Source organism: Streptomyces sp. NPDC055189 (genome assembly GCF_053606765.1).
Map to the genome: position 1 here is coordinate 72,572 of NZ_JBSGSG010000001.1, position 12,877 is coordinate 85,448.

Annotated in this window: 13 protein-coding genes and 1 pseudogene; 9 read left to right on the forward strand and 5 right to left on the reverse strand. The window is 70.0% G+C overall.

Features of this window, described 5'->3' with window-relative positions:
- The first annotated feature begins 143 nt into the window (after positions 1–143).
- Positions 144–566, forward strand: a complete 423-nt coding sequence (locus ACWFR3_RS00375) for a VOC family protein (protein ID WP_453732252.1) — start codon at positions 144–146, stop codon at positions 564–566.
- A 28-nt stretch (positions 567–594) separates the two neighbouring features.
- Here the strand turns inward: ACWFR3_RS00375 and ACWFR3_RS00380 are convergent, their stop codons facing one another.
- Both ACWFR3_RS00380 and ACWFR3_RS00385 read right to left on the reverse strand, forming a co-directional pair.
- Positions 595–972: a nuclear transport factor 2 family protein gene (locus tag ACWFR3_RS00380; protein WP_453732253.1), complete on the reverse strand. Its 378-nt coding sequence runs from the start codon at positions 970–972 to the stop codon at positions 595–597.
- A 209-nt stretch (positions 973–1,181) separates the two neighbouring features.
- On the reverse strand, positions 1,182–1,775 hold the full coding sequence (locus tag ACWFR3_RS00385) for an alpha/beta fold hydrolase (protein WP_453732254.1): 594 nt from the start codon (positions 1,773–1,775) through the stop codon (positions 1,182–1,184).
- A 55-nt stretch (positions 1,776–1,830) separates the two neighbouring features.
- Between ACWFR3_RS00385 and ACWFR3_RS00390 the strand changes: the two genes are divergently transcribed.
- Complete coding sequence (locus tag ACWFR3_RS00390) at positions 1,831–2,112, forward strand: hypothetical protein (protein ID WP_453732255.1); 282 nt, start codon at positions 1,831–1,833, stop codon at positions 2,110–2,112.
- A 108-nt stretch (positions 2,113–2,220) separates the two neighbouring features.
- Here ACWFR3_RS00390 and ACWFR3_RS00395 read toward each other — a convergent pair whose 3' ends face one another.
- Together ACWFR3_RS00395 and ACWFR3_RS00400 are read right to left on the reverse strand one after the other, a co-directional pair.
- Positions 2,221–2,448 carry a hypothetical protein gene (locus tag ACWFR3_RS00395; protein WP_453732256.1) on the reverse strand — a complete coding sequence of 76 codons (228 nt, stop codon included), beginning with the start codon at positions 2,446–2,448 and terminating at the stop codon, positions 2,221–2,223.
- 133 nt (positions 2,449–2,581) lie between these two features.
- Positions 2,582–3,610 carry a LysR family transcriptional regulator gene (locus tag ACWFR3_RS00400; RefSeq protein WP_453732257.1) on the reverse strand — a complete coding sequence of 343 codons (1,029 nt, stop codon included), beginning with the start codon at positions 3,608–3,610 and terminating at the stop codon, positions 2,582–2,584.
- Between ACWFR3_RS00400 and ACWFR3_RS00405 the strand changes: the two genes are divergently transcribed.
- The 4 genes from ACWFR3_RS00405 to ACWFR3_RS00420 all read left to right on the forward strand — a co-directional run bounded on the left by ACWFR3_RS00405 (position 3,609) and on the right by ACWFR3_RS00420 (position 8,415).
- A complete protein-coding gene (locus ACWFR3_RS00405; protein WP_453732258.1) occupies positions 3,609–4,484 on the forward strand; it encodes a polysaccharide deacetylase family protein in 876 nt (291 codons plus the stop codon). The two genes, ACWFR3_RS00400 and ACWFR3_RS00405, sit on opposite strands and share 2 nt — an antisense overlap.
- Entirely contained in the window at positions 4,481–5,971 is a 1,491-nt protein-coding gene (locus ACWFR3_RS00410) for an MFS transporter (protein WP_453732259.1), read from the forward strand. The genes ACWFR3_RS00405 and ACWFR3_RS00410 overlap by 4 nt, the downstream gene beginning before the upstream one ends.
- A gap of 55 nt (positions 5,972–6,026) precedes the next feature.
- Complete coding sequence (locus ACWFR3_RS00415) at positions 6,027–7,043, forward strand: NADP-dependent oxidoreductase (protein WP_453732260.1); 1,017 nt, start codon at positions 6,027–6,029, stop codon at positions 7,041–7,043.
- Between the two features lie 163 nt (positions 7,044–7,206).
- Complete coding sequence (locus tag ACWFR3_RS00420; RefSeq protein WP_453732261.1) at positions 7,207–8,415, forward strand: RNA-guided endonuclease InsQ/TnpB family protein; 1,209 nt, start codon at positions 7,207–7,209, stop codon at positions 8,413–8,415.
- Positions 8,416–9,222: 807 nt separating this feature from the next.
- Here the strand turns inward: ACWFR3_RS00420 and ACWFR3_RS00425 are convergent.
- Positions 9,223–10,167 (reverse strand): alpha/beta hydrolase family protein, encoded by a 945-nt coding sequence (locus ACWFR3_RS00425; RefSeq protein WP_453732262.1) that lies wholly within the window; start codon positions 10,165–10,167, stop codon positions 9,223–9,225.
- 73 nt (positions 10,168–10,240) lie between these two features.
- Here ACWFR3_RS00425 and ACWFR3_RS00430 point away from each other — a divergent pair, with 73 nt between their 5' ends.
- From ACWFR3_RS00430 to ACWFR3_RS00440, 3 genes and pseudogenes are all read left to right on the forward strand, one after another.
- On the forward strand, positions 10,241–10,792 hold the full coding sequence (locus tag ACWFR3_RS00430) for a helix-turn-helix domain-containing protein (RefSeq protein ID WP_453732263.1): 552 nt from the start codon (positions 10,241–10,243) through the stop codon (positions 10,790–10,792).
- 106 nt (positions 10,793–10,898) lie between these two features.
- Positions 10,899–11,897, forward strand: coding sequence for a hypothetical protein (locus ACWFR3_RS00435; protein WP_453732264.1), 999 nt, complete (start codon positions 10,899–10,901; stop codon positions 11,895–11,897).
- Between the two features lie 127 nt (positions 11,898–12,024).
- A pseudogene (locus ACWFR3_RS00440) lies at positions 12,025–12,840 on the forward strand (aminoglycoside phosphotransferase family protein).
- Positions 12,841–12,877: the final 37 nt, after the last annotated feature.

Sequence of the window (12,877 nt, forward strand, 5' to 3'; positions counted from 1 at the left end):
TCGTCCGCTGCCGGTTGCAGACACCAGGCAGGCCCCGTACTTCACCGGCAGGTGGACTGGACCCGCTGCGTGCCGGTCTGGAACTTGAAGGCGGCCCCGGCTCCATCGAGGGGCTCGAGCGGCTGTACTAGAGTCGGCCCACCATGCCCGAACTCTTGGGAATCAACCATCTGACGCTGTCCACGACCGACCTCGACCAACTCGTGCATTACTACACGGAGTTGCTCGGAGCAACGCTCGCATTCGAGCGCGCTGCAACCGCATCTGATCCTCGGATCGCGGTCGTCGATGTCGGCGGCGACGACCACCTGATGATCGTGGAAACCGCCACCGCCCCCACCACGGTTCTTGACCCTCTGAACAAAGCCGGATGGGGACTGCGCGTGGGAACACACGCGCAACTGTGTGAGGTTCGCGAGCAAATCCTGGGCGCCGGGTGGCCGGTCGGACAGATCGAGACACTGCCCACGCAGTGGACGATGACGGCTCGCGATCCCGATGGACGCCCTGTGGACGTTCGCGCCCATCGCCCACGCGCCGCATCGCCGTCACGAACCACCGGCTGACGGCTACTGCGGCTTCCGGGCCGGTGTCCTAGGAGACGGACGGCTCGATCTCACCCGCGAAGACGATGATCTGGTCGATGAGGCTCCGCCGCAGATGGACGACGTCCGTTCCCGCCAGGCGGGGGCCTTCCTGCGGCGTGGTGAAGACCCACTGGTACCGGGCCCATTCGCCCGGCATGTCCACCGCCGAACAGCGCACCATGGTGCCGGTGCCTGCGGGGTGACGGCGTATGTCCAGTACGAATCGCTCGACCGCCTCGATGCCCTCACTGCGGCCCAACGGTCCCCAGAAGACCACGTCCGAGGTCAGGGCCTGGGAGAGCAGCGAAGTCACATAGTTGTCGTCCGAGGTGTTGAAGGCGGAGATGAAGGTGTCTATCGCGGATCGCGCGGTCTCTTCCTGCATGCACCAGTCATACCAGTCGCTTCGCGGATCGCGTCCGTCCCCGTGCGCCGTCGACAGATCACAGTGCACCAGCCCGGTCATGACACCGCCCGGCCGCTGGCGTTCAGTTGGCCGGCTGGTGCACGCGCGGCAGATGCGGATCACGTCGACGAGGATCCCCAGCATGTGTGCGCCTGCAACTCGCCCAGGGGGCACCCGGCACGGCACCGCTAGGGATGGGCGGCCTTTGCCAGGATGCGGGCGAGTTCGCGGGGGCGGGTGACCATCGGCCAGTGACCCGAGGCGAGGTCCACATACTCAAGGCGGGTAGCGCGGGCGAGCTCAGGACTCTCACCGGCGGCGATCCACTCCTCGGCCTGGGCGGGGGTGAACTCGGGACACACCACAACGACGGGGACGTCGAAGCGGCGCTCGTCGGTCAGGCTGACGACTGCCCTGGCGACCGCCTCGGGGACAGGAACGGCGGCGGACGCGAAGCGCTCCCGCGCCTGCTCGTCCAGGTCGGCGGCGTCCGGGCCCTCGAAGGGTGCCCAGCCCGGGAAGGGCATGGCGCCGGCCTCGATCGCGAAGTGATCGGCGTAGGCCCGACCGTCGTGGGCGGGGAAACCGCCGATCAGGGCGACCCCGGCCACCTTCTCCGGTCGTGCGTCGGCGGCCAGCCAGGCCAGGGTCGATGCTGCGGAGTGCCCTGCCACCAGGGGCTTTCCGGGCGCCGCATCCACGGCGGCGAGCACTGCCGCCAACTGGTCCTCAAGCGTCGCGGAGACGGCGCCGTCGCCCTGGCCCGGAAGGGGGACCGGCACGTTCGAGCCGGCCGACCACCCCTATGCCGCCAAGCTGCGCGCGGCGTGGTCACAGGTGCGCTACGAGGACTGGGCACATCTGAAGGGCACTCACCTGCAGATCGACGGATACTCCACCGATTCCTACGGCGAGGCCGACCCCATCACGGGATCCGCGGCACTGGCGGCAGGGGAGGAGGCCGAGGAGACAACGGCCAGCCCCTGGGAGCGGCCCGGCCCCGAGGACTGGGCGCTGCTCGCCCAGTGGAACGGAGGCATCGACGGCTACGTGTACTGGACCATCGCCAGGGGGTGCGGCTCCTTTCAAGTGAAGGCAGCTGACCATGCTCCGAGTTGATAGTTGGGCTGGTCGGGGTAGGTGCGCTGGTGTTTCTCGCTTTTCGAGCCGGTGAGCCCGGTCTTTCGGGCCTGGGCGGCTATTTCGTCGGCGACGCGTCCGTGGTCTTCAGCACCGTGTCGCTCGCCCACTGCGTGGAGAAGCCACGTGCAGTGTCCCGGCGATGCCCTTGCCGAGCGCCGGCGTCTGCGCGACCGCCTCCTGGATTTCCCGGTGGGCCGGGGCCAGGCGGTCGTACAGGCGTTGCCCGGCGGGTGTCAGGGCGACCTCGCGGCACATACGCGCGAACAGCACGACACCCCGGCGGCGTTCGAGCCGGCCGACGATTTGTCTCACCCCCCTGTGCCAGACCGAGCCGCTCGGTGGCGCGCCGTAAGTGCAACTCCTCGGCCACGGCCAGGAACGCCTCGATCTCATGACGCTCCAGCATCGCTGCGACCACCACCTTCGTCCGACCGGTGAACGCAGATCATGACTCCGGGCCGCGGTCGTCGGCCGCGTGTCCGGGAGCGAGTCGGCAGAGGGTTTCGACGAAGGCCCGCACCCGTGCGGTGTAACCGTCGCAGCGCCATATCAGGCCGTACTCGATGGGCGGGGCGTCGCGGTACGGGACGAAGGCGACGCCGGGGCGGGCGTGGAAGCGCTCACCGCGCAGCGAAATGGTGGAGACCCCGTGTCCCGATGCGACGAGCGTGAGCACCTCCACCCAGTACTTGGCGCCGGCACCGTGGGTGATTGGCTTCCCCTGCGGCGTACGGCGCGGATAGATGTGCTCGAGCCAGTACGTCGGGCTGTCGCCGGTGACGGTGACCAGCGGGGTGCGTGCCAGATCCTCCAGGGATACCGATTCCTGCCGGGCGAACGGATGGTCAGCCGGCACCATGAGCGCCCGGGGCTCGGAGAAAATCACGGGTCCGGCCACCAGGTCCGGCTCCTGCATCGGGAACTCGGTGAGCTGCAGGTCCACCACGCCGGCACGCAGCGGGCCGAAGGTGTCGTAGAGCGGGATCTCCTGGATCTCGACCAGGCAGCCGGGATGTATACGCCGGAAGGACTCGGCGGTACTGAGCACCATGTCGCTCGCCCACTGCGAGGAGAAACCCACGCGCAGCGTGCCGGTGACCCCCTTGCCCAGCGCCAGCGCCTTCGCGACCGCCTCCAGCATCTCCTGGTGCGCCGGCGCCAGACCGTCGTACAGCTGCTGCCCGGCGGGAGTCAGGGCGACCTTCCGGCTCGTACGCGTGAACAGCATGACGCCCAGGCGGCGTTCGAGCCTGGCGACGATCTGACTCACCCTCCCCTGTGCCAGACCGAGCCGCTCGGTGGCGCGCCGGAAGTGCAACTCCTCGGCCACGGCCAGGAACGCCTCGATCTCATGACGCTCCAACATCGCCGCCACCCCCGCGTCCCCCTGAAACCAACTGGTGAGCCTGGCGCACCGATCGTAGAGCAGATCGCTCTCGTTCTGGAGGGTGTGCGTTCGCACCATGTATGCCATGCAGTCAGACAACGAGCTCTACGACTACATTCCGATCACCGAGCGGAAGCCCTTCAGGTGGCCTGGCGACGCCCGGGTGGCGTTCTATGTCGGGCTGAACGTTGAGCACTTCCAGCTCGGCGTCGCTTCGACCAGCCTGAATGAGGCGACCGCCGCTCTCGTGCCGGATCCGCTGAACCACGGCTGGCGAGAGTACGGGGTCCGGGTGGGCATCTGGCGCGTCATGCAGACCCTCGACCGGCATGGCGTACGCGCCAGCGCGCTGCTCAACTCTGCCGTTTGCACGCGTTATCCGCAGATCATCGAGGCCGGACTCTCTCGCGGCTGGGCATGGCTGGCACACGGCCGCGACAACTCCACCCGGCAGACCGGCATGGCTGAGGACGACGAGCGTGCCTACCTGACCGACGTCGTCGAGACGATCGAGAAGTCCACCGGGCAGCGCCCGCGCGGCTGGCTCGGCCCGGCGCTCACCGAGACGTTCCAGACGCCCGCGCTGCTCGCCGAACTCGGCCTCGACTACGTGCTCGACTGGACCAACGACGACCAGCCGTACTCGCTGAACGTCCCCGGGATGCTCAGCGTGCCGTACTCGGTCGAGCTCAACGACCTCGGCCTGTTCACGATGCACGGCATGACCGGACCCGACTTCGTGCAGCTGGTGCAGGATCAGGTTGATCAGCTTTACGCCGACTCGGCGGTCAGCGGCCGCGTGCTGGCGCTGGCGCTGCATCCGTTCGTCATCGGTCAGCCGTTTAGGACCAAGTACCTCGACCAGGCGCTTGAGTACGTCGTGAACCACCCCGGGGTGTGGTCGGCCACGAGCGATGAGATCGCCGAGCACTACCTCCGCGCCTTCGGAGGAAGATCGTGACCGAACGGACCGCGACCGGGCCGCAGCGGGCTACCTCGCCCTGGCTGACGATCATCGTGCTGTGCGTCGGGCAGATGATGATCGTCATCGATCAGAACATCGTGAATGTCGCGCTTCCGACCCTCCAGCGCGGGCTCGGTTTCTCCTCGGAGAACTTGGTCTGGGTGGTCAACGCCTATGTCATCCCGTTCGGCGGTCTGCTGATGCTCGCGGGGCGGCTGGGAGACCTGCTCGGCCGCAAGTCCGTATTCCTCACCGGGATTGCGCTGTTCAGCGCCGCCTCCCTGCTCTGCGGTTTCGCGGCCAGTGAGGCGACGCTGATCGGGTTCCGGTTCCTGCAGGGGGTCGGTGGCGCGGTCGCCTCGGCCTGCATCCTCGGCATGGTCGCGACTCAGTTCGCCGAGCCGCGGCGGCAGGCCCAGGCCATCGGCGCCTACAGCTTCGCGTCCGCGGGCGGCGGCGCGGTCGGGCCGCTGCTCGGTGGGGTGCTGACCGATCTGCTCAGCTGGAACTGGATCTTCTTCATCAACGCCCCGATCGGCACGGCGGTGATCCTGGCGGGCTGGCGCACGGTCAAGCCGGACGACGCCCAGGGCCTGGGCAAGGGGACCGACTTCCTGGGCGCTGGACTGGTCACGGTCGGCATGATGCTGCTGGTCTACACGATCGTGGACGCGGAGCAGGCCGGCTGGACCTCCGCCCGTACCTTGGCTCTCGGCGTGCTCGCCCTTGCACTGCTGGCCGGCTTTGTCGTACGGCAGGCCACCGCGGCGCGGCCGCTGCTGCCGCTGCGGCTGTTCCGCTCCCGGCCGCTGACGGCGGCGAACGTCGTGCAGTTCATGATGATCGCGGGCATGTTCGGGCTGCTGTTCTTCGGCACCCTCTATCTGCAGCAGGTGCTCGGCTACAGCGCGTTGGAGGCGGGGCTGGGCTTCATGCCGGTCGCCGTGGTCATCGCCGTGATCTCGCTCGGCTTCTCGGCCCGGCTGATCATGCAGTTCGGGCAGCGCCCGATGCTCTTCCTGGGGCTCGTCCTGGTCACGGCGGCGTTCGTGCTGCTGTCGTTCAGCCGCACCGGCGGCGCCGGCGGCACATACGTGGTGGATTTCCTGCCTGCGAGCCTGGTAATGGGCATCGGCTTCGGTCTGGCCGCGCCCGCCATGATGGGGCTGGGCATGGCGGCCGTCGCCCCCGAGGAGTCCGGCATCGCCTCGGGCGTGTTCAACACCACGCAGCAGATCGGGGGAGCCATCGGCCTGAGCGTGCTGAGCGCAGTCGTCACCTCCCGTACGAACAGTCTCGCGGCCGAAGCAGCTGACCCCAAGTCGGCTCTGCTCGGCGGCTACCACGCGGCCTTCCTGACCGCCGCCGGATTCGTGGCGGCCGCCCTGGCCGTCGCCCTGGTGCTGCTCCGCGGCAAGCCCGGGCCGGACGCACCGCAGCAGCCTGCGCCGGGCGAGACCGCCGTCGCCCCGGCCGACGGCTGACCACTACTCGGCACTTCGATCCGGCGCCTTTATCCGACACGTCAAGGAGCGACCCATGACCGTACCCCGCACCGGCCACGAGATCCGCCTGGCCTCCCGCCCCACCGGCGCCCCGGGCCCGGAGAATTTCGACCTGGTCCACACCGGCATACCGGCCCTGTCCGACGGCCAGATCCTGGTCCGCAACGACTGGATGTCGGTCGATCCGTATATGCGCGGCCGGATGACCGACGCTCCCTCCTACATCCCGCCGTTCGCACTCCACGCCGCGCTCGAGGGCAGCGCGGTGGGCGAGGTCGTCGCCTCCCGGACGCCGGCGATCAAGGCCGGGGCCACCGTCTCGCACTTCGCCGGGTGGCGGGAATACGCGGTCCTGGACGCCCCGGCGGCAACCGTCATCGACACCGAACTCGCCCCCGCCGCGGCATATCTGGGACCGCTGGGCACCACCGGACTGACCGCGTACGCCGCTCTGACCGAAGTCACACCGGTCCAGGAGGGCGACGTGGTGTTCGTCTCCGCCGCGGCCGGCGCCGTCGGCAGCGTGGCGGGCCAGTTGGCCCGCCGTCTCGGCGCCGCGCGGGTGATCGGCTCGGCGGGCGGCCCGGGCAAGACCGCGAAGCTGACGGGCGACTTCGGCTTTGACGCCGCCCTGGACTACAAAGCCGCCCCGATCGCCGAACAGCTCGTCCAGGCAGCCCCCGAGGGCATCGACATCTACCTCGACAGCGTCGGCGGGGACCACCTGGAGGCGGCCATCGGCGCCGCCCGCCCCGGCGGCCGGTTCGCGCTGGTCGGCGCGATCAGCTCGTACAACGCCACCGCCCCGGTGCCGGGACCGACCAACCTCTACCAGGCATACACCAAGGAGCTGAGCCTGCGCGGCCTGCTCGTCAACTCCTACTTCCACCTCTTCCCCGAGTGGATCAAGCAGGGCGCCGCCTGGCTCGCCGACGGCACCCTGCACACCGAACAGACCGTGATCCACGGCCTCGACCAGGCCCCTGCCGCCTTCCTGGGCGTACTCAGCGGCGCGAACACCGGCAAGATGCTCGTCCGCCTCGACAGCTGACCCAGCCATCTGTCTCCTTCGTGGGTACCCCCGCCTTTAGGCGGGGGGTGAAACGAAGCTCCCGCGTCAGCGGGGCAGAGGGCGGCGGTTCGCCGCTGGGCGGAGGGCCGTTGTCAGTGACCCGCACTAGAATTTTCACAACTGCTTGGAGGGGGTGATTGCGGTGATGCGTGCCTACAAGTTTCTGCTTCGCCCTACCGTGCGACAGGTTCAGGCGCTGGGCGAGATGCTGGCCGATCACTGCTCCCTCTACAACGGCGCGTTGCAGGAGCGCCGGGACGCCTACCGGCACCCCTCGGGAACGAGCATCAGGTACGGGCAGCAGTCCGGCCAGCTCAGGGACATCCGGGCGTTTGATCCGCAGCGTCAGGGACGGTGGTCGTTCTCCAGCCAGCAGGCCACCCTGCGCCGCCTGGACAGGGCCTTCCAGGCGTTCTTCCGCCGGGTGAAGGCCGGCAAGAAGCCGGGCTACCCGCGCTTCAGGGGCGTCAGCTGGTTCGACACGGTGGACTTCCCGCGGGACGGCGACGGCTGCCGCTGGGATGCCACCCCGCACGACCCCGTCACCCGCGTGCGGCTCCAGGGCGTCGGGCATGTCCGTGTGCACCGGCACCGGCCGGTGACCGGGCGGGTCAAGACGATCAGTGTCAAGCGCGAGGGCCGACACTGGTACGTCGTCCTCGCCTGTGACGACGTGCCCGCCCAACCGCTCCCGGCCACGGGTGCGGTGACCGGCATCGACATGGGCATCACGCATTTCCTGACCACCGCCGGGGGCGGGCATCTGCCCAACCCGCGGCACGGCAGAACCAACGCCGCAGTTCTCGCGGAGGCCCAGCGGGCTCTGAAAACGTTCCCGCGCGTGCGGCGGGACCAGCGGTCGGCCCATCACCGGCGGGCGGTGGAGAAGGTCGCCGGGCTGCACGGCAAGGTGCGGCGTCAGCGTCTCGATCACGCGCACAAGACGGCGCTGACGCTGGTGCGCACCTACGACCGGATCGCTCACGAGCGGCTGACGATCGCGAACATGGTGCGCGCCCCCGGGCCGCAGCCCGACCCCCGGACGCCCGGCGTGTTCCCGGCGAACGGGGCCGCCGCGAAGGCCGGGCTCAACCGCAGCATTCTTGACGCGGGTTGGGGGGTGTTCCTGGCAATCCTCGCGCAGAAGGCTGAAAGCGCCGCTCGTGTTCTGATTCCGGTGGGCCCCCGCAACACCTCGCGCACATGCCCGCCGTGCGGGCATGTGGACGGCGAGAGCCGCGACGGCGAAAAGTTCCGGTGCACCGCCTGCGGACACCGCGATCACGCGGACCGGGTCGGTGCCTGGAACGTCGCACTCAGGGCCGGGCTGGTCCTTCCCCACGTGGCCTAGCCACCGACAGGAGAAGCCCCCTGCTTTAGCTGGGGGAGGAGTCACGACCTGCTGGTCCTGTGCCGGACGGCGCAGAACCTGTCGAGCCTGTACCCCTTGCCGGACCGGTATGGGGCACCGGGACCGGGCGGCCCTCGCCGCCCCTGAAGCGGCACGCTGCCGACCTGCCGGGGGAGTGGGTCAGATGCTGTGTCTGGGTTTGGGCCAGTCGGGATCGTCATCGGCGGCCGGTAGGTCCTGATGTCCCTCGTCCCACGGGTTGGTCCAACCGCATACTCCGCAGGCGTAGCGCCCGCTGATGCCGGACACCTGGGTGCCGCAGCCGCGGCAGTCCGTCGTTGTGATTTCCTGGGGCTCGGGGAGTTCCACGGCCGGTGTGGGGGGCTGTTCTGCCGTCATGGCCCCGACCCTACCCACGACACGGCTGCCGAACGGGAGATAGGGCCGCATTGCCCGCACCCCCAGGAGCCGTCCGGGCCCTGCTGTGCCGCGCCTCCGCAAGAAGGGCAGTTCACTGCGCTCAGCTCCCTCCCCAAGGACTGGTGCTCTCTTCTTAAGGCTGCCCCGCGAACGGGACCGTATGCGAACGGCCGTCCGTATCGGACCATCCAGCTACGGGTCGCGGTGCTGCCGTGCCCCAGCGACCTGTCTCAGATGACCCTCTGCCGGACTGGCTCCGGTGCTGGCGGCGGACCCGTCTTCGTCGGCCCCGTACGCCTTGCGACCCGCGCTTCCAGAGCGCACTCCTACTGGCCAGGACTGCTGTGCCGCGGGGCCGCCCGGGTGCGGCCGGGCGCTGCCGGGAGGTCAGGAGGCGGACTGCCCCTCGGCGGACGTCCCGCGAGCGGCCGCGGCCAGGTGGCGGGCGAGCCACTCGGCGACGAGGTCGAGCAGGGCGGGGTCGACCGGCTCGCGCAGCAGGCGGCGGTAGGAGGCCGGGGTGGGGCGTCCCGAGTCGCGCCGCAGGATGTGGGTGAGGTCGTCGATGCGGTGGGTCTCCGCGCCGCCGGGGACCAGCCGGGCGATTTCCCGGAGGTCGTCCGGGTCGACTTGAAGGTCCTTGTCGCCGGTGACGGCCAGGACCGCGGCGTGGGCTGCGGTGAGGTCGTGCCGGGTGTCATGGACCAGCATCTCCCGCATCCAGCGGGCGTTGACCTTGGCGCCGGCCACGCGCGCCACGTCCGTCCGGGTCTTCTTCACCCGGGCGAGAGCCCGGCTGCCCAGTCCTGCCAGCGGCCGGCGCAACAGCCGGACGGGAGCGGGCATGCTCGCGATGATCGAGCGGCCCTGCCAGCGGAAGGCGTCCTCGCCCCGGTTGGCGAAGCCGGCCAGCAGCACCACTGCACGCACGTCCGTCCGGCCCGCCAGGGCCATGGCGTGCAGCGAGCCCTCGCTGTGGCCGATCACGCCGATCGCGTCCGCCCGGATGTCGCCCCTGCCCGCCAGGGCGCGCACGGCCGCGGCGGCGTCCCGGCGGTTGTCGCTGAACCCGGCGGCCCGCCAGTCGCCGGGATTGGCGCCGCTGCCGCGGCGGTCGTAGCGCAGGGTGGCGATCCCCCGTGCGGCGAGGGCCTCGGCCACCGGCCGCGCCAGGTTCATCGGGAGCTTGGCCGTGTTGCCGTCGCGGTCCAGCGGGCCGGAGCCGTGCAGCAGCACGACGGCCGGGTGCGGGCCGGAGCCCACGGGCAGTGTCAGGGTGCCGGCCAGCGAGGTCCCGTCGTCCGCGGTGACCGTCATGTCGGTGTCGGGCAAGGCCGCGCCTCTTTCGTTCCGCGCCTGTTCGTTCTCAAGTGCGAGAACGTTATCAGATATGAGAAAGTGAGCCATGGCAACCGCGAATCTCCTCCTCCACCCGGTCCGGATGCGCATCCTGCAGACCCTGGTCGGCGCCGGTGAACTGACCACCGCCCAGCTCCGCCAACGCCTCCCTGACGTCTCGCCGGCAACCATGTACCGGCACGTCGCCACCCTCACCGAGGCCGGCATCCTGGAAGTGGTGCGGGAAACCCCCGTACGCGGGACGGTTGAACGCAGTTACCGGGTCCGGCAGGACGGGGCGCTGGTCGACGAGGAAGCCCGCGCCGCCATGACCAAGGACGACCACCGGCAGGCCTTCACCGTCTTCACCGGGGCGATGATGGCCGATCTCGACCGCTACCTCTCCCGCGACGACGCCGACCCCTCGCGCGACGGCGTCCTCTACCGGCAGGGAGCGGTATGGGCGACCACCGAGGAATTCGGCGCACTGGTGCAGGAATTGGAGGCCCTGATCGCCCGGTATACGCAACGCGCCCCCGGAGACGACCGCGAGCGCCACATCATCAGCCTCGCCCTGCTGCCCGACAAGGCGGCCGGGGAAGAGGACCAGACCCCCTGAGGCGATGTGTCCGCGCGGAGCCGGCCCATCGCGTCCGGGAACCGAACGCACGGATCCGGACGTCGCAGTAACCATGGAAGATCATCATCCGGAAGGTGCCGCCCTCATGACCGGCTCGACGACCCGCCGGGACGGCGACTCCGTTGTCGCCGAGGGACTGCGGATCACCGGCCGCGACCGGCGCCTCGTATTCGGCTCGGCCGCCGCGGCGGCCGCGGCGGCGCTGGCCGTCGGCGGCGGAATCGTGGCCGGCGGGTTCGCCGCGTCGTGGGGCCTCTTCCTGGAGGCCGGACGAACCGCCGAGGGCTCCATCGCCAACGAGGAATCCTACGTCGCTTACATCGACCAGTGGGACGGCCTCGTCAAGGTCGCGCTCTGCGTGTACCCGCTGCTGCTCCTGGTGGCGATGGCCCTGATCGCCTGGCTGCTCGCCGCCCAGGCCGTGACCGTGGCGCACGCGCGGGAGCGCGACACGGCGGGCACGGGCCCAGGACCGGTCGCCGAGCCCGACACCCTCACCCTCCGCGCCCTGTGGCGGCGCACCCGTCCGCACCTGGGCGTCGCCTTCCGCATCCAGTCGCTCACCCTGGCGTGCGCCCTCGGCCCGGCCCTTGCGGGCCTGCTTGTCCTGGCCGCAGTCGACATGGAGATGGTGCCCGGGGTCGTGTGGCCCACCTACCACGAACCCGCGACCGTGCAGTTCATCCTGGTCGGCCGGATCCTGCCCGTCGTGATCTGGGGACTGGGGCTCGTCCTCCTCGCCCGCTTCGCACCGGCAACTGCCGTACGGGTGGCCGACAACTGCTCGGCGACGGCCTCGATGCGCCGTTCCTGGACGCTGACCCGCACGGCGCGGCTGCGCACCACCGGGATCTGCCTGCTGGGCGCCGCCGCGGTCGCCGTCGCTTTCGCCGTGCTGCAGTGGCTCGGTACGTACGTGGCGCACTGGGCGGGCCTGCTCATGCTGGCCACCACCGACGACAACGTGTGGGTCACCGGCGTCCTGGTCATCATTGCCCCGCTCGCGGTGGCACTCGTGCTCCTGCCCGTGGTGCTGGCCCCCGTGGGCGTGGTGCTCGCCTGCCTGCGCGCCCGGCTCGCCTGAGGCAGTCATCTGAGGCAGCCATCGCACAGGCCGGTGGCGGACCAAACCGCCTTCCCGGCCTGGCGCGGCAGAAGCGGAAGCGCCGTTCAGGTCCAGCGTTCACCGGCCTCCCGATAGCGTGATCGACATGACAGTTGAGGACGGGGCGGCGCAAGGCGAAGCGCTCGACGGCGGCATGATGAACGCGGGCGTGGTCTTCCGCCGAGGTTCCCTGGTGGAACGCCCGGCGCCGCCTGCTGCGCGCGCCCTGCACGCCCACCTCCGCGCGCTCAAGGAGCACGGCTTCGACGCGGCTCCGAGCCCGTTGCAGCTCACCGCGGACGGCCGCGAGCAGCTGACCTACATCCCCGGCGACGTCGCCCTGCCGCCGTTTCCCCGCTGGGCGATGACGGAGACCGCTCTGACTTCGGTGGGAAGCCTGCTGCGACGCCTGCACGACGCCAGCGCGGCCATCACCGTGGACACCCGCGCCGCCTGGCCCCGGGCTCTGGCCGACCCGTAGGGAGGAACGATGCTGTGCCACAACGACGTGTGCCCGGAGAACGTCGTCTTCCGCGACGGCCATGCCACGGCCCTGATCGATTTCGACCTGGCAGCGCCCGGGCGACCACTGTGGGACGTCGCCATGACCGCCCGCTACTGGATCCCCATGCTCGACCCCGAGTCCGCGGCAGCCCTCCACCCCGCCGGACTGGATGCCCTGACACGCCTGCGAATCCTCGCCGACGGCTACGGCCTCTCCTCGCAAGAGCGCGCCGAACTGCCCGGCATCATCGAACAGGCCACAGCATCCTGCCGGGCCTTCGTCGCCGACCGAGTGACCGATGGCGACTCTGTCTACACACAGGTGCTGTCCGAGCGCGGCGGTTGGCAACGGTGGGACCGCATCCAGGAGTGGCTTGCGGCCCACCACGAGAGCTTCACGACTACCTTGCTGGACTGATCGGGCCAGGGGTCAGAAAACGAGCTCGGTACCTGCT